The following is a 25,969-nucleotide window of genomic DNA, read 5'->3' on the forward strand; positions in this document are numbered from 1 at the left end:
GGCCGGTGAGCGCCAGCAACAGCAGGAACAGGGTGCAGACCAGGCTGCTCCAGGTGTGGATCACGGACCAGCGGCGGATGGCTGGGCTTTTCATCACGGTACCGATTCTTGTCTGTTGGACCGTGGGGCTGCTGCGCAGCCCAATCGCCGGCAAGCCAGCTCCCACAGGTACAGCACAAGGCCCAGGGCATGTGCTGTACCTGTGGGAGCTGGCTTGCCGGCGATTGGGCCGCACAGCGGCCCCCGTTCACTCAGAACTTGTAGTTGACGCTGGCCACCACGTTGCGCTCATCGCCGTAGTAGCACCAGTAGCCGTCACAGTTGGACAGGTAGTCTTTGTTGAACAGGTTCTTCGCTTCCACCGCTACGGTCAGGCCTTTCATGCTGTTGTCCAGGCGGCCCAGGTCGTAGTGTACCGAGGCGTCATACACTGTGTACGAGCCCACATGGGCCAGCTCGGTGTTGGCGGTATTGCCGTAGGTGTCACCCACATAGCGCACACCGCCGCCAATGCCGAAGCCATCCAGCAGGCCGCTGTTCCAGGTGTAGTCAGCCCACAGGGTGGCCTGGTTGCGCGGGATCAGCGCCATGCGATTGCCTTTGTCGTTACCCTTGAGGATTTCGGTGTCGGTATAGGTATACGAGGCGATCGCCTTGAGGTTCTCGGTGACGTGGGTGGAGGCTTCCAGCTCCAGGCCGCGCACCTGCAGTTCGCCCACCTGGCGGGTGATGCTGCCTTCGGTAACGCTGACGTTCTGCTGCTTCAGGTCATATACCGCTGCCGTGAGCAGGGTGTCAGTGCCGACGGGCTGATACTTCACGCCCACTTCGTACTGACGGCCTTCGGTTGGCTCGAACGATTGCGTGGAGTTGACGTTGGCGCCACTGGCTGGCTGGAACGACTCGGTGTACGAGAAGTACGGCGTGATGCCGTTGTCGAACACGTAGCTCAGGCCGACGTTGCCACTGAAAGCCTTGTCGCGCTCAGTGCTGGTGGCATCGTTCTGGTTGTGGAAGACCGTGCCGGTATGGATCCAGTCCTCACGCCCACCCAGGGTCAGGCGCCAGTTGTCGAGCGACATCTGGTCCTGGATGTAGGCACCTGTCTGGTGGGTTTTCTGCTGGAAGTCCTGCATGGCGAAGTAGGTAACGTTCGACATGTCTGCACCGTAGACCGGGCGGACGACGTTGATTGGCGGAACGCCCATGCCGTAGAGCCACTGATAGTTGGTATTGGAGCGTTGGTGATCAAGCCCCAGCAACAGCGTATGGCTGATGTCGCCGGTCTGGAAGTCGGCCTGGAAATTGTTATCGACCGCGAACTGGCTGATGTCTTCGTTGACGATACCTGACTCGCGATTGACGTTGCCGTCGACGTCGATGTTGTTGATGGTGGCGACGTTGACCGCTTGGAACGACAGGTCGCTCTTGGTATAGCGCAAGTTCTGGCGGAATTGCCAGGTATCGTTCAGCCGGTGCTCGAACGCGTAGCCCAGCGCGTAGTAAGTGCGGTCATAAAAATCCCAGTCTGGCTCGCCCAGGTTCTTGTGGTGGGAGATTTTGCCTGCTGGGCTGCTTAGCTTGGTGCCTTGCAGCGGCAGGAACTGGCCAGTGATACCGGTATCGTCCCGGGTGTATTGGGAGATGAAGGTCAGCTTGGTGTCGTCATCGATGTTCCAGGTCAGGCTCGGTGCGATGTTGTAGCGCTTGTCCGGGATGTGGTCGACGGGCGCGTTGCTATCGCGTACCGCGCCGCTCACGCGGTAGAGAAACTGGCCTTCGTCGTCGATCTTGCCGGTACTGTCGAAGTTGATCTGCTTGTGTTCGTTACTGCCGACCTGGGCTTCGACCTGGTGCGCGCTCTCAAGCTGAGGGCGACGGCTAACCATGTCGAGCATGCCGCCCGGTGGGGTCTGGCCATACACCGATGACGCCGGGCCGCGCAGTACGGTAATGCGTTCGAGGTTCCAGGGCTCGACCTTGGGGTTGGCGAACGAGCCTTTGGGCAGTGGCAGGCCGTCGAGGAACTGGGTCGGGTCGAAACCGCGCACACGCAGCCAGTCGGCGCGCGAATCGGAGCCGTAACCGCTGCTTTGCACGCCTGCGGTATAGCGCAGGGCGTCATTGAGGTTGAGGACCTGGCGATCATCCAGTTGCTGGCGGGTGATCACGGTCATCGAGCGCGGGGTCTCGACGATTGGGGTATCGGTCTTGGTGCCAGCGGCAGTGCGTGTGGCTACATAACCGCTGGAGGCACCCCAGGCGCTTTCATAGTTGGAATTAGCATTGATTGCCGTCACTGGCAGCGCCAGTGCCCCTTCCGGCGTAGCCACCAGGCTGTAGCTGCCCACACTGCTCTGCTGCAGTTGCAGGCCGGTGCCGCGCAGGGCGGCTTGCAGGGCGCCGAGGCCGTCGTACTGGCCGTTCACCGGGGCCGAGGTGCGGCCGCTGACCAGTGCCGGGTCGATGGCCAGGGCGATACCGGCCTGGCTGGCGATCTGGTTGAGGGTGGTGGCCAGCGGAGCGCTGGGCAGGTCGTAGGCGCGCGGAGCGGATTGCTCAGCGGCGAACAGGGCAGGGCTGGCCAGCGGGGCGGCCAGGCCGATGGCCAGGGCCATCAGGCTGGGGCGCAGGATACGATCAACAGCACGGGACATGCAGCGGCTCCTCGACGGATATTTGCGTACTGCTTCCTTGCCGAGCGAGATTTGAAAAGTGACAGGGCGACCCTGAAAAAAGTGAGAATTATTTAAAATTGTGTTTTGTCAGTACCGGCCCTATCGCCGGCAAGCCAGCTCCCACAGGTATCGCGCAGGTCTCAAGCGCTACGGGGGACCTGTGGGAGCTGGCTTGCCGGCGATAAGGCCGGTATAGGTTTACTTGGGAACGACGTTCACCCACCACTGGGTATGCCGCTCGATCTTCACCGGCAATACCGGCACCAGCGACGCCAGTGCCAGGTCGGTGTCGGTCAGCGGGAAGCTGCCGGTCACGCGCAAGTCGGCGACCTTGGCGTCTACCCCGAGGTAGCCGCTGCGGTACTGGCCGAGGGCGGCCAGCAGGTCGCCCAGGCGCACGTTGTCCACCACCAGCATGCCGCGGGTCCAGGCGTCGGCACCGGCTGGCACTGCGCCGACCTGGCCGAGGCCGTTGGCGTTCATCAGCACCTGCTGGCCTTCGCGCAGGACCTGCTCGTCGCCACTGTTCAGCGGCATGGCGCCGACCGAGGCTTGCAGCACTTCCAGGCGTGTACCGTTGGCTTCGCGGCGCACCAGGAAGCGCGTGCCCAGCGGGCGCAGACGACCATCGTCGGTGCGCACCAGCAGTGGGCGAGGGTCCTGGTGGCCGGTTTCGACGGAGATCTCGCCCTGGTGCAGCACGATTACCCGTTGCTCGCCTTCGTAGTCGATATCCACGGCGGTGTGGGTGTTCAGGCTCAGCAGGGTGCCATCTTCCAGGCGCAGGGTACGCAGCTCGCCGGTGGCGGTGCGCTGGTCGGCCAGCCAGTAGCTTGGCGCGAGCGACGGTGCGCCGACCCAGGCCAGCAGCGAACCGAGCAGGAACATGCCGGCCAGCCCCCCGCCGACCTTGCCGATACGCCGACGCAGGCCGACGCGCGATTGCAACAGGGCTTGGCGTGCCGGGCCAGCGGCCGCACTGACACGCTGGTCGAGGGCACCGAGCTGGCGCCAGGCACGGGCGTGTTCCTCGCTGGCGGCGTGCCAACGCATGAACTCGTTGCGCTCATCGGGCGTGCCGCTGGCGTCATCCAGGCTGAGTTTCCAGGCAATGGCGGCTTCCAGCACCCGGGACGAAACCGGTGCGTTGCTCACGTCGGCTCCCCGTACAGGGCCACGTAGCATTGACGCATGCCCTGGGCGATGTACTGGCGCACCCGCGACACCGAAACACCCAGGCGCTCGGCGATTTCGGCATGGCCCATGCCGTCCAGGCGGTTGTGCAGGAACGCCGCACGGGCCTTGCTCGACAGCTTGCCAAGCAGGCGGTCGATGGCCTTGAGGTCTTCGAGGATCAGGTGCTGCACTTCCGGGGATGGCTGTTCGGCTTCCGGGATCAGTGCCAGTTCGGCCAGGTAGGCCTGTTCCAGCGCAGCGCGACGGAAGTGGTCGAACATCAGCCCCTTGGCCACGGCGGCCAGGAACGCACGGGGTTCGCGGGGTGTGTCCAGTTGCTCACGACCGAGCAGGCGCACGAAGGTGTCCTGGCTCAGGTCTTCGGCACGTTGGCGGCAGGCCATGCTGCGTTGCAGCCAGGCGAGCAGCCAGCCGCGATGGTCGCGGTACAGCGCACCGACCAGATCGGCGTGTGGGCTCTGTGCAGAAGACAAGCAGCGTCCCCCCGGAACGTATGCATTAACTAACGATAATTATTCGCGATTGTTGCAGAGGGAAGGGGGTGGGTGCAATGGACGCTTATCGGTTTGCCAGCATTGAGATGTGTTGCCTGTGCCGGCCTCTTCGCGGGTAAACCCGCTCCCACAGGATCTCGTAACCTCCAAAGGTAGTGCAGTCCCTGTGGGAGCGGGTTTACCCGCGAAGAGGCCAGCAAGGCCAATGCAAAACTACAGGCCGTGATTGTGGATATTGCGCCGCCGCCACCCGCGCAACCGCTGCTCCAGCTGCAGCGGGCTGTCCAGTTGCTGGCGCCGGGCCTGGCTGAACAGGATCAGCGCAAGCTCGGCGGTTACCTGGGCATCGGCACTGGCATGATGGCGTTCTTCCACCAGCAGGCCAAACCGCGTCACCCAGTCATCCAGCCCTGCCTCGCGAAGAATGGTGTCGGGGTTGAGCATCGGTGCCAGTTCGGCAACGTCGAGGAATGGCGACTGCAAGCGGTAACCCAGGCTCTCCTTCAGCGCCCGTGCCAGCATGCGCTGGTCGAACGGTGCATGGAACGCCAGCACTGGGCTGTCACCAATGAAATCCAGCAAATCGAGCAAGGCCTCGGCCGGGTCGCAACCGGCTGCCAGGGCACTTGGCCCCAGGCCGTGGATCAGCACGCTGGCGTTGGTTTTAAGCGTAGGCCGGTGCAGGGTGCGCTCGAACTGCTGGGCAAAGTCGATGGCGCCGTCCTCGATGGCCACCGCCCCGATCGACAGCACCTGGTCGCGGTTGGGGTTCAGGCCGCTGGTTTCCAGGTCCAGCACCACCCAGCGCTGCTCGCGCAAGGTGCATACCCCCAGCGGGGCGGGCTTGGGCAACTGGGCCAGGCGCTGGCGCATGGCCTGGTCCAGCTCGGGCGCGCTGGGGCGCAGCCAGGCGAACAGGCTCATAGCTGGTACCGCAAGGCCAGGCTGCTTTGCAGGCGCTGGGCCTGGCGCAGGGACTCGCGCAGGATGCGGCGGTCCAGGTGGTTGAGGCTGTCTGGGTCGAGCCGGTTGGAGTACGGCAGGTTGTCGCGGGTCTGGCGTTGGTGCTGCTGCATGCGGGTTTGCTGGATGAAGTGGTAGGCCTCTTCATAGGCAGCGCCGTCCAGCGCCTCGATCACCCCCTTGGCTACCAGCTGGCGCAGCCGGTCCAGGGTATTGCAGGCGCCGATGCCATTGGCCAGGGCCAGCAGCCGGGCGCCATCGACGAAGGGCGTCAGGCCCTGGACCTTGAGGTCGAGGGTGGCGGCTTTGTCATTGCCCTGGCGGGTCAGCACGAATTCGCGCAGGCGACCCACGGGCGGGCGCTGGCGCAGGGCGTTGTCGGCGAGCATGCGCTGGAAAATTCGGTTGTCGGCCACTTGGTCGAGCAGGCCCTGGCGCAATTGCTCGCAGCCTTGCTCGTCGCCCCACACCACGCGCAGGTCGAAATAGATGCTCGAACCCAGCAGGTTTTCCGGGCTGGCTTCGCGGACAAACCCGGCAAAGCGCCGCGCCCATTCGCTGCGCGACAGGCACAGCTCGGGGTTACCGGCCATGACGTTACCCTTGCACAGGGTGAAGCCGCATTGGGCCAGGCACTGGTTGATGTACTGCGCCAGTGGCAACAGGCGGGCACGGATGGCATCGGCCTCGATGCTGTTCGCGGCTTCGAAGAGAATGCCGTTGTCCTGATCGGTGTGCAGGGTCTGCTCGCGTCGCCCTTCGCTGCCGAAGCACAACCAGCTGAACGGCACGCCCGGGTCACCGCGCTCGGCCAGCGCCAGCTCGATCACGCGGCACACGGTGTGGTCGTTGAGCAAGGTGATGATCTGGGTGATCTGCGTGGACGACGCGCCATGGGCCAGCATGCGCTCGACCAGTTGGCTGATTTCGCCGCGCAGCGAGACCAGGGTATCCAGGCGGGGCGCATGGCGGATGGTGCGCGCCAGGTGCACCAGGTCGACTCGTTGCAGCGAAAACAGGTCGCGCTCCGAAACTACCCCGCACAGGCGCCGGTTTTCTACCAGGCACACGTGGGCGATATGCCGTTCGGTCATGGCCATGGCGGCGTCGAAGGCACTGGCCTGGGGGCTGAGGTAGAACGGCTTGGCCGTCATGTGCCGCTCGATGGGCGCGCCTAGGTCGGCATCGGCCGCAGCCACCACCTGGCGCAGGTCGCGCAGGGTGAAGATGCCAGTGGGGTAGCGCTGCGGGTCGACCACCACGATGCTGCCAACCTGTTGCTCGTGCATCAGCCGCACGGCTTCGCGCAGGGGCGTGTCGGCGCTGCACACCACCGGGTGACGCATGGCCAGTTCACCCAGCGGGGTGTTCAGCGAGTACTGAGTGCCAAGGGTTTCCACCGCGCGCTGGCGTACTTGCTGGTTGACCTGGTCGAGCAGGCTGCTGACGCCGCGCAGGGCAAAATCCCGAAACACTTCGGACATCGAGAACACGCGGATGAACGCGGCCTTGTTCAACTGCAAGCAGAAGGTATCTTCACCGGCAAGGTGCTCGGTGCGGGTCGCCCGCTCGCCCAGCAAGGCGGCCAGCGGGAAGCATTCGCCACTGGTGATCTCGAAGGTGGTCTCGACACCGGGTTTGACCAAGTGCTGGCGTTCGCCGACCACACGGCCTTGCTTGACGATGTAGAAGTGCTCGACCGGCCCGTCGGCAGGTTTGACGATGCTCTCGCCGCTGGCATAGAAGCGCAGTTGGCACTGCTCGACCAGGTAGGCCAAGTGGCTGTGTTCCATCTGGTTGAACGGCGGAAAACGCTGCAGGAACTGCAGGGTGCCCTGGATGTTCTGCAGCACTGCCGTCCTGCTTGCCTGGCTGTAGGCGTCCTTTTTGCTCATGAAACTGACCGTATCGCTATGCCGGACTATATATATCTATATATAGGTGTCGGCCATGTTGTTCTCTGCCTCCATGGTCGGCTTGCGGCGGTGTGGTGCCCATTGGACGTAAGTCTATGAGCGCCGCTGTCAAAGACCCGACGAAAGGTGAAACGGGTTACGCAAGTTGTGCGGTCCTAATAGCTGAAGCGGAATTTTTTTGACGAGATGACCATGCCTGAGCACACCGACATCCTGAATGACGACGAGCGCGAGGCATTGGCGGTGGTGAGTGCCCCGGTGGCGCTCAAGCCACTGGTGCTGGTGGTGGATGACAATGCGGTCAGCCGCGAAGCACTGATCCTGTATCTGAAAAGCCGGGGTATCGACTGCGTGGGGGCGGACGGGGCCGAGGAGGCCAGGCTGTACCTGCACTACCAACAGCGCATCGGTTTGATGATCACGGACTTGCGTATGCAGCCTGAGGATGGTCTGGACCTGATTCGCAAGATTCGCGAGTCGGAGCGGGCGGAATTGTCGATCATCGTGGTATCGGGTGATACCGATGTGAAAGAGGCGGTGGACGTGATGCACCTGGGGGTGGTGGATTTTCTGCTCAAGCCGGTGGACCTGGGCAAGCTGCTGGAGCTGGTGAAGAAAGAGTTGAAGCTAGAGTAGGCAGAGGCCTGTACCGGCCTCATCGCCGGCAAGCCAGCTCCCACAGGGACCGTACAGATTCCGAAGCCTGTGCAGTTCCTGTGGGAGCTGGCTTGCCAGCGATTGGGCCGCAAAGCGGCCCCCATTCGCAGATGTTGCTTACAACCCGTTACGCGCCTTGAACTCGCGGCGGCGGCGGTGCAGTACCGGCTCGGTATAACCGTTCGGCTGCTTGCCACCTTCCACCACCAGCTCTACAGCCGCCTGGAACGCGACGTTGTCGTCGAAGTTCGGCGCCATCGGGCGGTACAGGGCGTCGCCGGCGTTCTGCTGGTCGACCACCACGGCCATGCGCTTGAGGCTTTCCAGCACCTGCTCCTGGCTGACAACGCCATGGCGCAGCCAGTTGGCCAGCAGTTGGGCCGAAATGCGCAGGGTGGCGCGGTCTTCCATCAGGCCGACGTTGTTGATGTCCGGCACCTTCGAGCAACCCACACCCTGGTCGATCCAGCGCACCACGTAGCCGAGGATGCCCTGGGCGTTGTTGTCCAGCTCGTTGCGGATTTCTTCGGCCGACCAGTTGGTGTCGGCGGCCAGCGGGATGGCCAGGATGTCGTCCACCGACGCCGGGGTACGCGAGGCCAGTTCACGCTGACGTGCCTGTACGTCCACCTTGTGGTAGTGCAGGGCATGCAGGGTGGCGGCAGTCGGCGACGGCACCCAGGCGGTGTTGGCACCGGCCAGTGGGTGGGCGATCTTCTGCTCGAGCATGGCGGCCATCAGGTCGGGCATGGCCCACATGCCCTTGCCGATCTGCGCACGGCCTTGCAGGCCGGTGGCCAGGCCGACGTCGACGTTGTTGTTCTCGTAGGCACCGATCCACTTCTCGTTTTTCATGGCGCCCTTGCGCACCACGGCGCCGGCTTCCATCGAGGTGTGGATTTCATCGCCGGTGCGGTCGAGGAAACCAGTGTTGATGAACACCACGCGCTCGGCGGCCGCCTTGATGCACGACTTGAGGTTGACCGTGGTACGGCGCTCCTCATCCATGATGCCGACCTTGACGGTGTTGCGCTTCATGCCCAGCAGGTCTTCGACCTGGCTGAAGATCTCGGCGGCGAAGGCCACTTCCTCTGGGCCGTGCATCTTCGGCTTGACGATGTACACGCTGCCGCTGCGGGTGTTCTTGCGGCTGGTGTTGCCGTTGAGGTTGTGCAGGGCGATCAGGTTGGTGAACAGCCCGTCTTGAATGCCCTCGGGGATTTCGTTGCCTTGGGCATCGAGGATCGCCGGGTTGGTCATCAGGTGGCCAACGTTACGCACGAACAGCAGCGAACGGCCGTGCAGGGTCACGCTGCCGCCATTGGGCGCGGCGTACTCGCGGTCGGGGTTCATGGTACGGGTGAAGGTCTTGCCACCTTTGCTCACGCTTTCGGCCAGGTCGCCTTTCATCAGGCCCAGCCAGTTGCGGTAGACGATCACCTTGTCGTCGGCATCGACGGCGGCGACCGAGTCTTCGCAGTCCATGATGGTGGTCAGCGCCGACTCCATCAGGATGTCCTTGACGCCAGCGGCGTCGGTGCTGCCCACCGGGGTGCTGGCATCGACCTGGATTTCGAAGTGCAGGCCGTTGTGCTTGAGCAGCACGGCGGTTGGCGCTGCGGCGTCGCCGTGGAAGCCGATCAGTTGGGCGTCGTCACGCAGGCCGCTGTTGCTGCCGCCTTTCAGGGCGACCACCAGCTTGCCGCCTTCGATGCGGTAGCCGGTGGAGTCGACGTGCGAGCCGGCCGCCAGTGGCGCGGCTTCGTCGAGGAAGGCGCGGGCGAAGGCGATGACCTTGTCGCCACGTACCTTGTTGTAGCCCTGGCCTTTCTCGGCGCCGCCTTCATCGCTGATGGCGTCGGTGCCGTACAGCGCGTCGTACAGCGAGCCCCAACGGGCGTTGGCGGCGTTCAGGGCGAAGCGGGCGTTCATCACCGGCACCACCAGCTGCGGGCCGGCCATGTGGGCGATTTCTTCGTCCACGTTCTGGGTGGTGGCCTGGAAATCGTCGGCTTGTGGCAGCAGGTAGCCGATTTCCTGGAGGAATGCTTTGTAGGCTACGGCGTCGTGTGCCTGGCCTTTGCGTGCCTGGTGCCAGGCGTCGATCTTGGCTTGCAGCTCGTCGCGCTTGGCGAGCAGGGCTTTGTTCTTTGGAGCGAGGTCATTGATGATCTTCTCTGCACCCGCCCAGAACTGCTCGGCGACGATGCCAGTCCCGGGGATGGCTTCGTTGTTCACGAAGTCGTACAGGACCTTGGCGACCTGAAGGCCACCGACTTGAACGTATCCAGTCATTGCTTGCCTCACTCTGCTCAGCTATTTCGCTCTTCTGTATTAAGCCTGTAGCGCTTCTCTAAACACGGCACCAGTGCATGCACCCGGGGCAGCCCCGAGCGCGGCTGGGTGCGGCCTGCCAGACGGGCTGGCGGGCAGTGTGCGTATTTTCACAGGCGCCTTGGCAGACATCCAAACGACGTTTTGTAGTCCGCGCCACGAGATACTACATGAAGCAGTAGGCGGGGCAAAATCAGACTAAAAGCGCCGTTATGCGACCAGCTGGTCGCGTATGGTCACGCTGGGAGTGGGTATGTTCGCAAAAAACAGGTGGATTGTTCCAGATAAATCTTGAAACAGTACACGATTTGTCATGCGGATTGCCCTGCGGCAGGTTGCCGCGCCTTGCCTATACTGAGTCGATCCCCCCGATTTTCTGCCGCCCGGGCGCGGTCCGACACGAGGAAGGGCTTGTGGATCATCTTGTACTGACTGTAATTGCCCCTGACAAGGCCGGCCAGGTCGAGCGTATTGCCCAGTGCATCGCCGACCACAGTGGCAACTGGCTGGAAAGCCGCATGTCGCGCATGGCCGGGCAGTTCGCCGGCATCTTGCGGGTGGCGGTGCCGGCGGAAAACTACGACGAGCTGGTGGCATCGCTGCAGGGGTTGGCCAGGTATGACATTCGCGTGCTGATCGCCGAGAGCGGGATCGAGCCGTCATGCACCTGGAAACCGATTGCCATGGAGCTGGTGGGCAATGACCGGCCGGGGATCGTGCGCGACATCACCCGGTTGCTGGCGGAGCTGCAGGTGAATGTGGAGCGGTTTTCCACCGAAGTGCGGCCTGCGCCGATGAGCAGCGAGCCGTTGTTTCATGCCGATGCGTTGTTGGCGCTGCCGTTGACCTTGCCGCTGGATGAACTGCAGCAGAAGCTGGAGAGCCTGGCGGATGACTTGATGGTGGAGTTGCAACTGCGGGCGGAGGATTGATCAGAGATTGCTGGGGCCGCTTTGCGGCCCTTTCGCCGGCAAGCCAGCTCCCACAGGGACTGCACAGGGCTTGAGGCCTATGCGGTCGAGGTGGGAGCTGGCTTGCCGGCGAAAGGGCTGCAAAGCAGCCCCCTGCGGTTATCCCGATATCTCGGGGAAGGCCCTGTGGATAACCTGGGAGTGTACCGTTCCAGCCCACGTAGTTCGTGGCCTACGCCGTTCTGCTCAAAAAACATCCAAAAATCAGCAGTTTGTGCACAAAGCACGGGGACGAGGGTGTGGATAACCTTTGGAGATGTTTCTGCAGGCCTTGAACCGCAAGGCCTGCAGGCATTTGATCATTTATTGATCAGCTACGCTTGCGCAAACTCAGCCAGGCATCGACGCTGTAAACCGCCAAACCCGCCCAGATGAACATGAACGCCACCAAGGTGCTCGACGACAGATGCTCATCGAACAACAGCACTGCCTGCAGCAACACCAGGGTCGGCGCCAGGTACTGCAGGAAGCCCAACGTGGTATACGGCAAGTGCCGCGCCGCTGCGTTGAAGCACACCAGCGGCACCAGCGTCACCGGCCCTGCCGCCATCAACCACAGCGCTTCGCTGCTGGTGTAGAACGCGCCCTGGGCACTCATCGCCGCCGGGTGCAGCAGCAGCCAGCCAAGGGCCAGCGGCACCAGCATCCAGGTTTCCACCACCAGGCCCGGCAATGCTGCCACCGGCGCCTGCTTGCGGATCAACCCATAGAAGCCGAAGCTCAGCGCCAGCACCAGCGACACCCAAGGCAGGCTGCCCACTTGCCACACCTGCTGCGCCACACCCACGGTGGCCATGCCCACCGCCAGCCATTGCAGGCGGCGCAGGCGCTCGCCAAGAATCAGCATGCCCAGCAACACGTTGATCAGCGGGTTGATGTAGTAACCCAGGCTGGCTTCGAGCATGCGGCCGTTGTTCACCGACCACACGTAGGTCAGCCAGTTACCGGCGATCAGCGCTCCGCTCAGGGCGAGGATGCCCAGCCGGCGTGGGTTGTCACGCAGTTCGCGCCACCAGCCGGGGTGTTTCCATACCAGTAGTAGCAGTGAGCCGAACAGCGCTGACCAGAGCACCCGGTGGACAATGATCTCCACTGCCGGGACGCTCTGGATTGCCTTGAAGTAAAGGGGGAACAGGCCCCAGATGATGTAGGCACTCAGGCCCAGTAAGTACCCGCGACGCGGGTTTGCGGCGTGCATGCAGAATCCTTGCTTAGGTAGCTAAATAAAGCGACGCCTATTGTAGACAGAGACGTGTGGGCTTCTAGAACAATTTAAGCGGTTGTTCATCGAGGGCAGCCATCTGCTCGCGCAGTGCGAGAATCTGGTCGCCCCAATAGCGTGGCTGGCCGAACCACGGGAAACTGGGCGGGAACGCCGGGTCATCCCAGCGTCGCGCCAGCCAGGCGCTGTAATGCAGTTGGCGCAGGGCGCGCAGAGGCTCGATCAGGGCCAGTTCACGCGGGTCGAAGTCGTGGAACTCGTTGTAGCCGTCGATCAGCTCGGCCAACTGCCCCAAACGCTCCTCGCGGTTGCCGGCCAGCATCATCCACAGGTCTTGCACCGCCGGGCCCATGCGGCAGTCATCGAGGTCGACCACGTGGTACACGTCGTCACGGTGCATCAGGTTACCGGGGTGCAGGTCGCCGTGCAGACGGATGAGCTGGTGCGGGGTGCGGGCGTAGATGTCTTCCACCCGCTTGAGCAGGTCGCGGGCCACGGACTCGAATGCCGGCAGCAGCTCGCGGGGGACGAAGTCGCCTTCTAGCAGGGTATTCAACGAGGCGTGGCCGAAATTGTCCACAGCCAGCGCTTCGCGGTGTGCGAATGGTTTGCTGGCGCCCACGGCATGCAGGCGGCCGAGCAACTGGCCGAGGCGGTAGAGCTGGTCGAGATTGCCTGGCTCCGGGGCATGCCCGCCGCGTCGCGGGAACAGGGTGAAGCGGAAGCCCTGGTGTTCGAACAAGGTGCGGCCATCGTGCTGCAATGGGGCGACCACCGGGACTTCGCAGTCGGCCAGTTCGGCCGTGAAGCTGTGTTCTTCGAGGATCGCCGCATCGCTCCAGCGGCCTGGGCGGTAGAACTTGGCGATCAGTGGTTGCGCATCCTCGATACCCACCTGATAGACACGGTTTTCGTAGCTGTTCAGCGCCAATACCCGGGCATCGCTGAGAAAGCCCAGGCTTTCCACGGCATCCAGGACCAGGTCGGGGGTTAGAGTGTCGAAGGGGTGGGACATGGGGGCTCCGGGGGTAAGCGGCATGGGGGCCATGGTAACGCGTTAAACCTGTGCTGGCCTCTTCGCGGGCGCGCCCGCTCCCACAGGTATTGTGCAACTGGTTCAGGGCGGCGCGGTACCTGTGGGAGCGGGCAAGCCCGCGAACCGCGCAAAGCGCGGCCAGGCTATGCAGGAATCCCGATCAATACATAAGAGGGATGAAACTGCACCCGCACCGTGCTGCCATGCTCCACCTGCTGCTCCGCCAACCAATCCACCTCGGCAAACGCACACAACGTTTGCCCATTGCCCAGCGCCAGCCTGACTTCACTTGGCCCATCAGCCTCCGTCAACACCTCTTCCACTGTCGCCCGCAGGCAGTTGCTGCCTGCTTCGGCCTCTTCCCCTTCTGCCAGCAACCGCACCCACCCGGCCTTGAGCAGTGCTACCACCATGCTCCCCAGCGTCAGCTCCAGGCGCGCAGTACTGTCGTGGGTGATCAGCGCCTCGATCTCCAGCCCGCCGCCCAAGGCCAGGCTGACGCGATCATGCCGGCCTTCACGGCGCAGGCCGCTGACCTGGCCTTGCAACTGGTTGCGCGCACTGGTGCGCAGCATCAGGCGCCCGAGCAGGTCGAGGTCGCTGGACTCTTCGGCTGCTTCGAGGATTTGCGCCTGCAGGGCCTGCAGCCTTTGATACAGGCGCAGCACGCGCTCGCCTTCCATCGACAGACGGGCACCACCACCACCGCGCCCGCCGGTGCTGCGCTCGACCAGAGGTTGGCTGGCCAGGTTGTTGAGCTCGTCGATGGCATCCCAGGCAGCCTTGTAGCTGATGCCTGCGGCCTTGGCGGCGCGGGTGATGGAGCCTTGCTCGGCGACGTGCTGCAGCAGCGCGATGCGCTGCGGGCGGCGGGCGATGTGTTGGGTGAGGAGGGGGGGTAGGGGCATGGGCATTCAGTCGGTGTCATTGGAAGCCAAGTGTAGATTGTGTGGGAGCGGCCTTGTGTCGCGAAAGGGCTGCGCAGCAGCCCCAGCGATTCTTGCTGTGGCAGAAACCTTGGGGCCGCTTCGCGCCCCATCGCCGGCAAGCCAGCTCCCACAGGGATTGCGTTGACTCCAGAGCTACGCAACCCCTGTGGCTTGCCGGCGATGAGGCCCTTGAAATCATACATAACCCGGCTTGGGCGTACGCGCCAGGCAATACACATCGACCCGCCGCGCTCCGGCCTTGCCCAGCACCTCGGCAATAGCCTGTGCAGTGGCGCCGGTGGTCAGTACGTCATCAATAATGGCGACATGCATCCCCTTGACCTCGCCCCGGATAGCAAACGCCTGGTGCAAATTGCGCCGCCTGGCCCGGGCATCCAGCTGTTGCTGCGCTGGCGTCTCCCGTGTGCGCACCAGCAACCGTTCGTCGCAGCATAGCCCCAGCTGTGAAGACAGCCAGCGCCCCAGCATCCCGGCCTGGTTGAACCCCCGCTCGCGCAGTCGACGCCTGGCCAGGGGCACAGGCAACAGCAGGTCGGGCCGGGGGAGGCCTTCTGCAAAACGATACAGCAGCCCATGCCCAAGCAACTCAGCCATCAACCGCCCCAAAGACCACTGGCGGTTGTGCTTGAAGCGGCTGACCAGCGTGTCCACCGGGAAGCCGAAATGCCACAGCGCAATCACCTGCTCGAAGGCTGGCAAGTGGCGACTGCACTGGGCACAGATGAGGCCGGCCATCGGCAAGGGCAGCGCGCAACGCTGGCACTGATCATCCAGCCAGGGCAATTCCTGCTCGCAGGCGACGCACAGTGGGTATGGCTGCTCGGCAGGGTCATCACACAACAAACAAAATTGATTAATAAGTGAGCAGTTGTAAACCAGTCTTTTTATGTGCGGTTGACAGTTCATAGGCCTTCCATGACTATGCGAGCTATCCGTGATGCGCTGGCGGGCTTTCCTGTCCCGGCGCCAGCTTCAGCCTAAACAAGGAAACGCCGATGAGCGCCAGCACAACTGCAACAACACGTCACGACTGGTCCCTGGCCGAGGTCAAGGCGCTGTTCCAGCAACCGTTCAATGACTTGCTGTTCCAGGCGCAAACCGTGCACCGCGCGCATTTCGACCCGAACCGCGTGCAGGTTTCGACCTTGCTGTCGATCAAGACCGGCGCCTGCCCGGAAGATTGCAAATATTGTCCACAGTCCGGCCACTACAACACCGGGCTGGAAAAACAGAAGCTGATGGAAGTGCAGAAGGTGCTGGAAGAGGCCGCCCGCGCCAAAGCCATCGGTTCCACCCGCTTCTGCATGGGCGCAGCCTGGAAGCACCCCTCGGCCAAGGACATGCCCTATGTGCTGGAGATGGTCAAAGGCGTGAAGGCCATGGGCCTGGAAACCTGCATGACCCTCGGCAAGCTCGACCAGGAGCAGACCAAGGCCTTGGCCCAGGCCGGCCTGGACTACTACAACCACAACCTCGACACCTCGCCGGAGTTCTACGGCAGCATCATCACCACCCGCACCTACAGCGAGCGCCTGCAGACCTTGGCGTACGTGCGTGATGCCGGGATGAAGATCTGCTCCGGCGGCATCCTCGGCATGGGCGAGTCGCTGGACGATCGCGCCGGCCTGCTGATCCAACTGGCCAACCTGCCCGAGCACCCGGAGTCGGTGCCGATCAACATGCTGGTCAAGGTGGCCGGTACGCCGCTGGCCGAGGAAGAAGATGTCGACCCCTTCGACTTCATCCGCATGCTGGCCGTGGCCCGCCTGCTCATGCCGAAGTCGCACGTGCGCTTGTCCGCCGGCCGCGAGCAGATGAACGAGCAGATGCAGGCCCTGGCCTTCATGGCTGGTGCCAACTCGATCTTCTACGGCGAAAAACTGCTGACCACTGCCAACCCGCAGGCCGACAAGGACATGCAGCTGTTCGCACGCCTGGGCATCAAGCCCGAAGCGCGTGAAGAGCATGCCGACGAAGTGCACCAGGCGGCCATCGAGCAGGCGCTGGTCGAGCAGCGCAGCAGCGAGATGTTCTACAACGCCGCGACGGCCTGAGATGGCTTTCGACCTGGCGGCGCGTCTGGCCGAACGGCGCGCCGCAGACCTGTATCGGCAGCGGCCACTGCTGGAGAGCCCGCAGGGGCCGGAGGTGGTGGTCGACGGCCAGCGTTTGCTGGCCTTCTGCAGCAATGACTACCTGGGCCTGGCCAATCACCCCGAGGTGATCGCCGCCTGGCAGGCTGGCGCCGAACGCTGGGGTGTCGGTGGTGGCGCCTCGCACCTGGTGATCGGCCACAGCACGCCGCACCACCAGGTTGAAGAGGCGCTGGCCGAGCTTACCGGGCGCCCGCGTGCGCTGCTGTTCTCCACTGGCTACATGGCCAATCTGGGGGCCATCACCGCGCTGGTGGGGCAGGGCGACACGGTGCTGCAAGACCGCCTGAACCATGCTTCGCTGCTGGATGGCGGGCTGCTCAGCGGTGCCCGTTTCAACCGCTACCTGCACAACGACCCGGCCAGCCTGGCCAGCCGCCTGGATAAAGCCGTCGGCAATACCCTGGTGGTGACCGACGGCGTGTTCAGCATGGACGGCGACCTGGCCGAGCTGCCGGCCCTGGCCGATGTCGCCCGGGCCCGTGGCGCCTGGCTGATGGTCGACGATGCCCATGGCCTGGGCACCCTCGGCGCCCAGGGTGGTGGCATCGTCGAGCACTTTGGCCTGGGCGTGGATGACGTGCCGGTGCTGATCGGCACGCTGGGCAAGGCTTGCGGTACCGCTGGCGCCTTCGTTGCCGGCAGTGAAGAACTGATCGAGGCGCTGGTGCAGTTCGCCCGCCCGTACATCTACACCACCAGCCAGCCACCGGCGCTGGCCTGTGCCACGCTCAAGAGCCTGGAGCTGTTGCGCCGCGAGACTTGGCGCCGCGAGCACCTGGCGGCGTTGATCCGCCAGTTCCGCGAGGGCGCGCAGCAGATAGGGCTGCAATTGATGGACAGCCCGACGCCGATCCAGCCGATCGTCATCGGCGACAGCGCACAGGCCCTGCGCCTGTCACGCATGTTGCGCGAACGCGGCTTGCTGGTGACGGCAATCCGCCCGCCCACCGTGCCGGCGGGCAGCGCGCGCCTGCGGGTGACCCTTAGCGCCGCGCACAGTGAGGCGCAGGTGCAGCTATTGTTGAATGCATTGGCCGAGTGTTATCCACAATTGGAGAGCGCCGATGCGTAACCGACTTGTTCTGCTGCCCGGCTGGGGCCTGGGCACTGCCTCCCTGGAGCCGCTGGCCGCCAGCCTGCGCGCCCAGGACGCCCGCCTGCAGGTTGAGCTGATGCCCCTGCCGGAACTGCCCCACAGCGATGTGCCGGCCTGGCTCGACCACCTTGACCGCAAGCTGCCGAACGATACCTGGCTGGGTGGCTGGTCGTTCGGCGGCATGCTGGCCAGCGCGCTGGCGCATAAACGCGGCGACCACTGCTGCGGCCTGCTGACCTTGGCCAGCAACCCCAGTTTCGTGGCCCGCCCGGACTGGCCCCACGGCATGGCCGAAGACACCTTCGGCACCTTCCTCGACGGTTGCCGCAGCCATACCCACGTCACCCTCAAGCGCTTCCGTACTTTGTGCAGCGAGGGTGCCCAGCAACCGCGCACCCTGCTACGCCAGCTGGGTGTCGGCGTACCGGACACCGACCCGCTGTACCTGGCTACCGGCCTCGAGGTGTTGGCCAAGCTGGATACCCGCGAAGCACTGCAAGCCTATGGCGGCCCGCAGCTGCACCTGTTCGCCGGCAGCGATGCGCTGGTGCCGGCAGAGGCGGCCAAGGCGCTGAGCGAGCTGCTGCCCGATGTGGAAGTGGGCTTGGTCGAAGACAGTTCCCACGCGTTCCTGCTGGAGTACCCGCAGGAGCTGGCGGCGGGCATCAAGAGTTTCCTGCATGAGAGTGGCGATGACTGACCTTTCCCGTCCGACCCTGCCCGGCGCACTGCCCGACAAACGCCAGGTGGCAGCTTCGTTCTCCCGCGCGGCAGCCAGCTACGACAGCGTGGCGGCCTTGCAGCGCGCGGTGGGTTTGAACCTGCTGGAGCAATTGCCGGAAGGCCTGCAGCCGTCGCACTGGCTGGACCTGGGTAGCGGCACCGGCCATTTCAGCCGCATCCTGGCCGAGCGTTTCGCGCAGGCCCGCGGCGTGGCGGTGGATATCGCCGAAGGCATGCTGCGCCATGCCCGCCACGAACAGGGTGGGGCGCACTATCACGTGGCGGGTGATGCCGAGCGCTTGCCGTTGCGCGATGCCAGTGTCGACCTGGTGTTCTCCAGCCTGGCGGTGCAGTGGTGCGACCAGTTCGCCAGCGTGCTGGCCGAGGCGCAACGGGTGTTGCGACCGGGCGGCGTGCTGGCCTTCAGCAGCCTGTGCGTGGGTACCCTCGACGAACTGCGCGCCAGCTGGCAGGCGGTGGATGGCCTGGTGCATGTGAACCGCTTCCGCCGTTTCGAAGACTACCAGCGCCTGTGTGCCGCCAGCGGCTTCGAACAGCTTGAGCTGCAGCGCTGCCCGCATGTGCTGCACTACCCGGATGTACGCAGCCTGACCCATGAACTCAAGGCCCTCGGTGCCCACAACCTCAACCCCGGCCGCCCTTCCGGGTTGACCGGCCGAGCCCGCATGCAGGGCCTGCTGCAGGCCTATGAGGCATTTCGCCAGCCCGAGGGGCTGCCAGCCACCTATCAGGTGGTCTATGGTGTGTTGCGCAAGCCACAGGCGTAAGGGGAGCGAGATGAGTCAGGCCTATTTCATTGCCGGTACCGATACCGATGTCGGCAAGACCACCATTGCCGCCGGGCTGCTGCATGCGGCGCGGTCGCAGGGCATGAGTACGTTGGGGGCCAAGCCGGTGGCTTCCGGTTGCACGATGACGCCGAAAGGGCTGCGCAACAGCGATGCTCAGGCGCTGATCGATGAAAGCTCGATCAAGCTGCCTTATGAGCAGGTCAACCCGTTTGCCTTCGAACCCGCCATCGCCCCGCATGTGGCGGCGCGCGAGGCGGGGGTGACGCTTGCCGTGCCAGCACTGCTGGCGGCGATGCGTAATGTGTTGCAACAAAATGCCGATTTCACCCTGATCGAAGGGGCGGGTGGCTGGCGCGTGCCGTTGTCGGGCCTGGAGAACCTGTCCGACCTTGCGGTTGCCTTGCAGTTGCCGGTGATTCTGGTGGTGGGGGTGCGGCTGGGCTGTATCAGCCATGCCTTGCTCAGTGCCGAGGCGATCGAGCGTGATGGGCTGCAACTGGCGGGGTGGGTGGCGAACATCATCGAGCCGCGGACTTCGCGCCTGGAAGAGAACCTGGCCAGCCTGGCCGAGCGCTTGCCGGCACCATGTCTCGGGCGGGTGCCCAAGCTGAAGCAGGCCAGTGCCGATATGGTGGCTGAGCATCTGCAGCTGGATCTGCTGGATTAGTGGTTTGCATACCCAGCCTATTCGCGGGTAAACCCGCTCCTACAAGCGAATGCGTACCGTTGTAGGAGCGGGTTTACCCGCGAATAGGCCGGCGCAGGAATACCCAAGGCCTATCAACTGGCACCAGGCCATTAGCGATTTAAACGGGCCTTTTCGCCCCTGGCCTGCTTTAATTGGGTCTGTTCGTCATCCAGCGTCAATGGAGTCCTGACATGGAAATCACCGGTAGCTCCGCCTATTACGCGGGCCTGAGCGCAATCCACACCGGCCAGAACCGCGTCGATCAGGCCGCCGGCCAGATCGCCAACACCACCGCCGAACGTACCGCCACCAGCCAGTCCAGCGATTTTCAGGCTGAGCGCTTGCGCGCGGTCGACCGCAGCCAACAGATGGACCTGGCCACCAGCACCGTGCAACTGGCCCTGGGCAAACATGAAGTCGAGCTTGGCGCAAAGGTCGCCAAGGCCTCCGACGAAATGCTCGGCCGGATCATCGACACCTACGCCTGACTGGGCGTTCACTCGAACTACACACACCGCCCCTGTGGGAGCGGGCGTGCCCGCGAATGCGTCAGATCAGGCACCTCTATTTGCCTGCGCTGGCCCTTTCGCGGGCATGCCCGCTCCCACAGAGGCATCTTGATTCCTGGGGTTGGCGTAAACGCCATTTTTCGTGGCGTAAATGGCACTACAGTCCATCCTTGACATAAGGCGGTGCTAAACGTAAGTTTCAAACAACTGTTTGATATACGGCCGCCAAGAGCTGGTCACCCCACAGAACTGACACAGAGGTTCACCGCAATGCCTGATTACAAAGCCCCCTTGCGTGATATCCGCTTCGTTCGCGACGAGCTGCTTGGCTATGAGGCGCACTATCAGAGCCTGCCGGGTTGCCAGGACGCCACGCCCGACATGGTCGACGCGATCCTTGAAGAAGGCGCGAAATTCTGTGAGCAGGTACTGTCGCCGCTGAACCGTGTGGGTGACCAGGAAGGCTGCACCTGGAGCGAATCGGGCGTGAAGACCCCGACCGGTTTCAAAGCGGCCTACGAACAGTTCGTCGAAGGCGGCTGGCCAAGCCTGGCCCATGACGTCGAGCACGGCGGCCAAGGCCTGCCGGAATCGCTGGGCCTGGCCCTGAGCGAAATGGTCGGTGGTTCGAACTGGTCGTGGGGTATGTACCCGGGCCTGTCGCACGGCGCGATGAACACCATTTCCGCGCACGGCACCGCCGACCAGCAGCACACCTACCTGACCAAGCTGGTGTCCGGCGAGTGGACCGGCACCATGTGCCTGACCGAGCCACACTGCGGTACCGACCTGGGCATGCTGCGCACCAAGGCCGAGCCACAGGCCGACGGCAGCTACAAGGTTTCGGGCACCAAGATCTTCATTTCGGCCGGTGAGCACGACATGGCCGACAACATCGTCCATATCGTCCTGGCCCGCCTGCCGGATGCACCGGCAGGCACCAAGGGTATCTCGCTGTTCATCGTGCCGAAGTTCCTGCCCAACGCCGAAGGCGGCGTGGGTGAGCGCAATGGCGTGAGCTGCGGCTCGATCGAACACAAGATGGGCATTCACGGCAACGCCACCTGCGTGATGAACTTCGACGGCGCCACCGGCTACCTGATCGGCCCGGCCAACAAAGGCCTGAACTGCATGTTCACCTTCATGAATACCGCTCGCCTGGGTACCGCGCTGCAAGGCCTGGCCCACGCCGAAGTGGCGTTCCAGGGTGGCCTGAAGTACGCCCGTGAGCGCTTGCAGATGCGCTCCCTGACCGGCCCGAAAGCACCGGACAAGGCGGCCGACCCGATCATCGTCCATCCGGACGTGCGTCGCATGCTGCTGACCATGAAGGCCTTCGCCGAAGGCAACCGCGCGATGGTGTACTTCACTGCCAAGCAGGTAGACATCGTCAAGTACAGCCAGGACGAAGAAGAGCGCAAGAAGGCCGATGCTCTGCTGGCATTCCTGACTCCGATCGCCAAGGCGTTCATGACCGAAGTCGGCTTCGAAGCCGCCAACCACGGCGTGCAGATCTATGGCGGCCACGGCTTCATCGCCGAGTGGGGCATGGAGCAGAACGTGCGCGACAGCCGTATCTCCATGCTGTACGAAGGCACCACCGGCATCCAGGCCCTCGACCTGCTCGGCCGTAAAGTGCTGATGACCCAGGGCGAAGCACTGAAGGGCTTCACCAAGATCGTGCACAAGTTCTGCCAGGCGCAGGAAGGTAACGAGGCGGTCAAGGAGTTCGTCGAGCCGCTGGCGGCAATCAACAAGGAGTGGGGCGAGCTGACCATGAAAGTGGGTATGGCCGCCATGAAAGACCGTGAAGAGGTAGGTGCGGCCTCGGTCGATTACCTGATGTATTCCGGCTATGCCTGCCTGGCCTACTTCTGGGCCGACATCGCCCGCCTGGCGGCCGAGAAACTGGCCGCCGGCACCAGCGAAGAGGCGTTCTACACCGCCAAGCTGCAGACCGCGCGTTTCTACTTCCAGCGCATCCTGCCGCGTACCCGTACGCATGTGGCGACCATGTTGTCGGGTGCCAACAACCTGATGGAAATGGACGAAGAGCACTTCGGCCTGTCGTACTGATTCAGCCGCTGTACCCGAAACCCGCCTGCCCTCACCGGCAGGCGGGTTTTTGCATTCTGGGGCCGCTGTGCGGCCCATCGCCGGCAAGCCTGCAGGGCCGTGCAGTACCTGTGGGAGCTGGCTTGCCGGCGATGAGGCCATTGAATCCAAACCGCAAATTCAACTGTTCATGTGCGCTGCCGATGAAGTAGGGGCACAATGCCATTATTGATCTGCCGGGTTGGAGATTACCCTTGTTTCGTCTTAACGCTGTTCGCGCAAGCCACTTTCTGCCTTCGCTGTTCTTGCTGCTGGCAGGGCTCGCTGCAGCCTATGTGAAAGACCTCAATGTCTTTTTCACATCGCTGTTCAATGTCCTGCCCACCTTGGTCCTGCTGCTGGGTGGCGCCTACTGCGCAGTGTACCGCCGCCAGCGCGAGCTGTTCCTGATGCTCACGGTGTACATCGCCTACTTCTTGCTCGACACCCAGACCGATTTTTACCGTGACCATGGCCGCGTACGCGAGGACGCGGCGGTGACCTTCCACCTGGTGTGCCTGTTGCTGCCGATGCTGTTCGGGCTGTATGGCGCCTGGCAGGAGCGTACCCACCTGCTGCAGGACCTGGTCGCCCGCGGTGCCGTGCTGTTCGCCGTCGGCAGCGTGGCGGTAGCCCTCGAACAGAGCTACCCCGAGGCATTGCTGAGCTGGTTGGCGGAAATCCGCTGGCCGGCCTTGCATGGCCAGTGGATGAGTCTGATCCAGATGGTCTATCCGCTGTTCCTCGGCGTGTTCATCCTGCTGGTGGTGCAATACCTGCGCGCGCCACGCCCGCTGCACGCCGCGCAGTTGACGGGCCTGCTGGGCATTTTCTGGATGCTGCCGCAAACCTTCATCCTGCCATTCACCCTTAACATCATGTGCAGCCAGGTGATGCTGATGATTGCCGCCGCGGTGGCGCACGAGGCCTACCAGATGGCCTTCCGCGACGAACTGACCGGCCTGCCCGGGCGCCGCGCGCTGAACGAGCGCATGCAGCGCCTGGGGCGCAACTATGTGATCGCCATGACCGATGTCGACCATTTCAAGAAATTCAACGACACCCACGGCCACGACGTGGGTGACCAGGTGCTGCGCTTGGTTGCCAGCCGCTTGTCGAAAGTCACCGGCGGTGGCCGGGCTTACCGTTATGGCGGTGAGGAGTTCGCCCTGGTGTTCGCCGGCAAGACCGCCGAGGAATGCGTACCGCACGTGGAAGCCGTGCGCGAGGTGATCGCCAATTACGTGATGCACCTGCGTGACCAGCACAACCGGCCACAGGACGATACGGCCGGGCGCCAGCGACGGGCGGGCAGCAGCGGTGGCACGGTGTCGGTCACCATCAGCATCGGTGTGGCCGAGCGTCAAGCCGAGCATCGCAACCCCGAGGCGGTGCTGAAATCCGCTGACCAGGCGCTGTACAGCGCCAAAGGCGCGGGGCGCAATTGTGTCATGGTGCATGGGCAGCAATCACGTCGTGGGGCGGTGCGTACGGCGTGACCGAAATAGACTGTATGGTCTGTTGATGACCCTATGTCTCGTAAAAGTTGTTCGGTTACACTGCCTGTAACCCAGTGTCGCGGTTCCCAGAGACCGCCCCGACCCGACTAGCGAGAGGTTGTCATGGCTGACTATAAAGCGCCCCTGCGCGACATGCGCTTCGTACTGAATGAAGTCTTCAACGTGGCCGAGCAGTGGGCGCAGTTGCCCGGGCTGGCCGAGGTTGTCGATGCCGACACCGCGATGGCCGTGCTGGAAGAGGCCGGCAAAGTCACTGCCAAATCCATCGCGCCGCTCAGCCGCGGTGCCGATGAAGAAGGCTGCCACTGGGACAATGGCGCGGTGCGTACGCCGGCCGGTTTCATCGAGGCCTACAACACCTACGCCGAAGGCGGCTGGGTGGGCGTGGGCGGCGACCCGCTGTTCGGCGGCATGGGCATGCCCAAGGCCATTTCGGCCCAGGTCGAGGAAATGGTCAACGCCTCCAGCCTGGCCTTCGGCCTGTACCCGATGCTGACCGCTGGCGCCTGCCTGTCGATCAATGCCCACGCCAGCGAAGCGCTGAAGGAAAAGTACCTGCCGAACATGTATGCCGGTGTGTGGGCCGGCTCCATGTGCCTGACCGAGCCGCATGCCGGTACCGACCTGGGCATCATCCGCACCAAGGCCGAACCCCAGGCCGATGGCAGCTACAAGGTCAGCGGCACCAAGATTTTCATCACCGGTGGCGAGCACGACCTGGCCGAGAACATCATCCACCTGGTGCTGGCCAAGCTGCCGGACGCACCGGCGGGGCCGAAAGGCATTTCGCTGTTCCTGGTGCCGAAGTTCCTGGTCAACGCAGACGGCAGCCTGGGGGCACGCAACCCGGCTACCTGCGGTTCGATCGAGCACAAGATGGGCATCCAGGCCTCGGCCACCTGCGTGATGAACTTCGACGAAGCGCTCGGCTACATCGTTGGTGAGCCGAACAAGGGCCTGGCGGCCATGTTCACCATGATGAACTACGAGCGCCTGGGGGTGGGTATCCAGGGCCTGGCAACGGCCGAACGCTCCTACCAGAACGCCGTGGAATACGCCCGCGACCGCCTGCAGAGCCGCGCCCCGACCGGGCCGCAAGCCAAGGACAAGGCCGCGGACCCGATCATCGTCCACCCGGACGTGCGCCGTATGCTGTTGACCATGAAGGCGCTGATCGAGGGTGGCCGCGCGTTTTCCACCTACGTGGCCATGCAGTTGGACAGCGCCAAGTACAGCGAAGATGCTGGCGTGCGCAAGCGCAGCGAAGAGCTGGTGGCACTGCTGACGCCGGTGGCCAAGGCCTTCCTCACCGACCTGGGCCTGGAGTGCGCCGTGCATGGCCAGCAGGTGTTCGGCGGGCATGGCTACATTCGTGAGTGGGGCCAGGAGCAATTGGTGCGCGACGTGCGCATCACGCAGATCTACGAAGGCACCAACGGCATCCAGGCCCTCGACCTGATGGGGCGCAAGGTGGTGGCCACTGGCGGGGCTTACTACAAGCTGTTCTCCGACGAGATTCGCCGCTTCATTGCCGATGCCGGCAGTGAGCTGGACGAGTTTGCCAAGCCATTGGCTGCCAGCCTCGACCAGCTCGACGGGCTGACCGAGTGGGTGCTGGAACAGGCCAAGGGCAACCCGAATGAAATTGGTGCGGCTTCGGTCGAGTACCTGCATGCCTTTGGTTATGTCGCCTATGCCTACATGTGGGCATTGATGGCGCGTGCGGCGCAGGCGGGTGAGGGGGACGAGGCGTTCTATTCGGGCAAGCTGGGTACGGCGCGGTTCTACTTTGCGCGGTTGCTGCCACGGGTGGATTCGCTGGTGGCTTCGGTGAAGGCGGGGAGTGAGTCGCTGTACCTGCTGGAAGCGGAGCAGTTCTGAGATATTGGGGCTGCTTTGCAGCCCATCGCGACACAAGGCCGCTCCCACAGGTACCGCGCAACTCGAATGGTT

The 25,969-nt window shown here is 63.7% G+C and carries 20 protein-coding genes and 1 pseudogene; 11 read left to right on the forward strand and 10 right to left on the reverse strand.

The genetic code is table 11. The features are described from left to right. Positions 1 to 251: 251 nt before the first annotated feature. The 5 genes from TZ03_RS25225 to TZ03_RS25245 all read right to left on the reverse strand — a co-directional run bounded on the left by TZ03_RS25225 (position 252) and on the right by TZ03_RS25245 (position 7,227). The gene (locus TZ03_RS25225) at positions 252 to 2,657 is read right to left on the reverse strand and encodes a TonB-dependent siderophore receptor (protein WP_051101100.1); all 2,406 of its coding nucleotides are present in this window, start codon (positions 2,655 to 2,657) and stop codon (positions 252 to 254) included. A 219-nt stretch (positions 2,658 to 2,876) separates the two neighbouring features. Then, positions 2,877 to 3,833, reverse strand: coding sequence for a FecR domain-containing protein (locus TZ03_RS25230; RefSeq protein ID WP_051101101.1), 957 nt, complete (start codon positions 3,831 to 3,833; stop codon positions 2,877 to 2,879). Further along, entirely contained in the window at positions 3,830 to 4,348 is a 519-nt protein-coding gene (locus TZ03_RS25235) for an RNA polymerase sigma factor (RefSeq protein WP_019097171.1), read from the reverse strand. The genes TZ03_RS25230 and TZ03_RS25235 overlap by 4 nt, the downstream gene beginning before the upstream one ends. Positions 4,349 to 4,582: 234 nt before the next feature. Then, the gene (locus tag TZ03_RS25240) at positions 4,583 to 5,293 is read right to left on the reverse strand and encodes a PolC-type DNA polymerase III (RefSeq protein WP_051101102.1); all 711 of its coding nucleotides are present in this window, start codon (positions 5,291 to 5,293) and stop codon (positions 4,583 to 4,585) included. Then, complete coding sequence (locus tag TZ03_RS25245) at positions 5,290 to 7,227, reverse strand: DUF294 nucleotidyltransferase-like domain-containing protein (RefSeq protein WP_051101103.1); 1,938 nt, start codon at positions 7,225 to 7,227, stop codon at positions 5,290 to 5,292. The genes TZ03_RS25240 and TZ03_RS25245 overlap by 4 nt, the downstream gene beginning before the upstream one ends. Before the next feature lie 116 nt (positions 7,228 to 7,343). Here TZ03_RS25245 and TZ03_RS25250 point away from each other — a divergent pair. Continuing rightward, positions 7,344 to 7,884 (forward strand): annotated as a pseudogene (locus tag TZ03_RS25250) (response regulator). Positions 7,885 to 8,022: 138 nt separating this feature from the next. Here the strand turns inward: TZ03_RS25250 and TZ03_RS25255 are convergent. Beyond that, positions 8,023 to 10,200, reverse strand: coding sequence for a malate synthase G (locus tag TZ03_RS25255; protein WP_051101104.1), 2,178 nt, complete (start codon positions 10,198 to 10,200; stop codon positions 8,023 to 8,025). 452 nt (positions 10,201 to 10,652) lie between these two features. Here TZ03_RS25255 and TZ03_RS25260 point away from each other — a divergent pair, with 452 nt between their 5' ends. Continuing rightward, positions 10,653 to 11,171: a glycine cleavage system protein R gene (locus TZ03_RS25260; RefSeq protein ID WP_051101105.1), complete on the forward strand. Its 519-nt coding sequence runs from the start codon at positions 10,653 to 10,655 to the stop codon at positions 11,169 to 11,171. Positions 11,172 to 11,520: 349 nt separating this feature from the next. Here TZ03_RS25260 and rarD read toward each other — a convergent pair whose 3' ends face one another. From rarD to TZ03_RS25280, 4 genes are all read right to left on the reverse strand, one after another. Further along, entirely contained in the window at positions 11,521 to 12,408 is an 888-nt protein-coding gene (gene rarD / locus TZ03_RS25265) for an EamA family transporter RarD (RefSeq protein WP_051101106.1), read from the reverse strand. A gap of 64 nt (positions 12,409 to 12,472) precedes the next feature. Then, complete coding sequence (locus TZ03_RS25270; RefSeq protein WP_051101107.1) at positions 12,473 to 13,447, reverse strand: serine/threonine protein kinase; 975 nt, start codon at positions 13,445 to 13,447, stop codon at positions 12,473 to 12,475. Between the two features lie 164 nt (positions 13,448 to 13,611). Continuing rightward, positions 13,612 to 14,376, reverse strand: coding sequence for a TOBE domain-containing protein (locus TZ03_RS25275; RefSeq protein ID WP_051101128.1), 765 nt, complete (start codon positions 14,374 to 14,376; stop codon positions 13,612 to 13,614). A 216-nt stretch (positions 14,377 to 14,592) separates the two neighbouring features. Continuing rightward, a complete protein-coding gene (locus TZ03_RS25280; protein WP_051101108.1) occupies positions 14,593 to 15,324 on the reverse strand; it encodes a ComF family protein in 732 nt (243 codons plus the stop codon). 89 nt (positions 15,325 to 15,413) lie between these two features. On the opposite strand from TZ03_RS25280, the gene bioB reads away from it, so the two are divergent. From bioB to TZ03_RS25325, 9 genes are all read left to right on the forward strand, one after another. Then, on the forward strand, positions 15,414 to 16,472 hold the full coding sequence (gene bioB, locus TZ03_RS25285; RefSeq protein WP_051101109.1) for a biotin synthase BioB: 1,059 nt from the start codon (positions 15,414 to 15,416) through the stop codon (positions 16,470 to 16,472). Between the two features lies 1 nt (position 16,473). Beyond that, positions 16,474 to 17,646, forward strand: a complete 1,173-nt coding sequence (gene bioF, locus TZ03_RS25290) for an 8-amino-7-oxononanoate synthase (protein ID WP_051101110.1) — start codon at positions 16,474 to 16,476, stop codon at positions 17,644 to 17,646. Continuing rightward, complete coding sequence (locus tag TZ03_RS25295) at positions 17,639 to 18,370, forward strand: alpha/beta fold hydrolase (RefSeq protein ID WP_051101111.1); 732 nt, start codon at positions 17,639 to 17,641, stop codon at positions 18,368 to 18,370. The genes bioF and TZ03_RS25295 overlap by 8 nt, the downstream gene beginning before the upstream one ends. Further along, positions 18,363 to 19,181: a malonyl-ACP O-methyltransferase BioC gene (gene bioC, locus TZ03_RS25300; RefSeq protein WP_051101112.1), complete on the forward strand. Its 819-nt coding sequence runs from the start codon at positions 18,363 to 18,365 to the stop codon at positions 19,179 to 19,181. Before TZ03_RS25295 ends, bioC begins: the two co-directional genes overlap by 8 nt. A 10-nt stretch (positions 19,182 to 19,191) precedes the next feature. After that, entirely contained in the window at positions 19,192 to 19,872 is a 681-nt protein-coding gene (gene bioD, locus TZ03_RS25305) for a dethiobiotin synthase (RefSeq protein WP_051101113.1), read from the forward strand. A gap of 212 nt (positions 19,873 to 20,084) precedes the next feature. Further along, positions 20,085 to 20,381, forward strand: a complete 297-nt coding sequence (locus TZ03_RS25310; protein ID WP_051101114.1) for a hypothetical protein — start codon at positions 20,085 to 20,087, stop codon at positions 20,379 to 20,381. Positions 20,382 to 20,672: 291 nt separating this feature from the next. Beyond that, positions 20,673 to 22,478, forward strand: a complete 1,806-nt coding sequence (locus TZ03_RS25315) for a phenylacyl-CoA dehydrogenase (protein WP_051101115.1) — start codon at positions 20,673 to 20,675, stop codon at positions 22,476 to 22,478. 233 nt (positions 22,479 to 22,711) lie between these two features. Further along, entirely contained in the window at positions 22,712 to 23,995 is a 1,284-nt protein-coding gene (locus tag TZ03_RS25320) for a sensor domain-containing diguanylate cyclase (RefSeq protein ID WP_051101116.1), read from the forward strand. A gap of 123 nt (positions 23,996 to 24,118) precedes the next feature. Continuing rightward, positions 24,119 to 25,897 (forward strand): acyl-CoA dehydrogenase C-terminal domain-containing protein, encoded by a 1,779-nt coding sequence (locus tag TZ03_RS25325; RefSeq protein WP_051101117.1) that lies wholly within the window; start codon positions 24,119 to 24,121, stop codon positions 25,895 to 25,897. The last annotated feature ends 72 nt before the right edge of the window (positions 25,898 to 25,969 follow it).

Origin of the sequence: Pseudomonas sp. 10-1B, assembly GCF_000935045.1 — a bacterium.
Taxonomy (GTDB): Bacteria; Pseudomonadota; Gammaproteobacteria; order Pseudomonadales; family Pseudomonadaceae; genus Aquipseudomonas.

Coding starts and splice junctions, on each gene's coding strand:
- TZ03_RS25225 (WP_051101100.1), bottom strand. CDS start 2,657: ATGTCCCGTGCTGTTGATCGTATCCTGCGCCCCAGCCTGATGGCCCTG.
- TZ03_RS25240 (WP_051101102.1), bottom strand. CDS start 5,293: ATGAGCCTGTTCGCCTGGCTGCGCCCCAGCGCGCCCGAGCTGGACCAG.
- TZ03_RS25245 (WP_051101103.1), bottom strand. CDS start 7,227: ATGAGCAAAAAGGACGCCTACAGCCAGGCAAGCAGGACGGCAGTGCTG.
- TZ03_RS25255 (WP_051101104.1), bottom strand. CDS start 10,200: ATGACTGGATACGTTCAAGTCGGTGGCCTTCAGGTCGCCAAGGTCCTG.
- rarD (WP_051101106.1), bottom strand. CDS start 12,408: ATGCACGCCGCAAACCCGCGTCGCGGGTACTTACTGGGCCTGAGTGCC.
- TZ03_RS25270 (WP_051101107.1), bottom strand. CDS start 13,447: ATGTCCCACCCCTTCGACACTCTAACCCCCGACCTGGTCCTGGATGCC.
- TZ03_RS25275 (WP_051101128.1), bottom strand. CDS start 14,376: ATGCCCCTACCCCCCCTCCTCACCCAACACATCGCCCGCCGCCCGCAG.
- TZ03_RS25280 (WP_051101108.1), bottom strand. CDS start 15,324: ATGAACTGTCAACCGCACATAAAAAGACTGGTTTACAACTGCTCACTT.
- bioB (WP_051101109.1), top strand. CDS start 15,414: ATGAGCGCCAGCACAACTGCAACAACACGTCACGACTGGTCCCTGGCC.
- bioF (WP_051101110.1), top strand. CDS start 16,474: ATGGCTTTCGACCTGGCGGCGCGTCTGGCCGAACGGCGCGCCGCAGAC.
- TZ03_RS25295 (WP_051101111.1), top strand. CDS start 17,639: ATGCGTAACCGACTTGTTCTGCTGCCCGGCTGGGGCCTGGGCACTGCC.
- bioC (WP_051101112.1), top strand. CDS start 18,363: ATGACTGACCTTTCCCGTCCGACCCTGCCCGGCGCACTGCCCGACAAA.
- bioD (WP_051101113.1), top strand. CDS start 19,192: ATGAGTCAGGCCTATTTCATTGCCGGTACCGATACCGATGTCGGCAAG.
- TZ03_RS25310 (WP_051101114.1), top strand. CDS start 20,085: ATGGAAATCACCGGTAGCTCCGCCTATTACGCGGGCCTGAGCGCAATC.
- TZ03_RS25315 (WP_051101115.1), top strand. CDS start 20,673: ATGCCTGATTACAAAGCCCCCTTGCGTGATATCCGCTTCGTTCGCGAC.
- TZ03_RS25325 (WP_051101117.1), top strand. CDS start 24,119: ATGGCTGACTATAAAGCGCCCCTGCGCGACATGCGCTTCGTACTGAAT.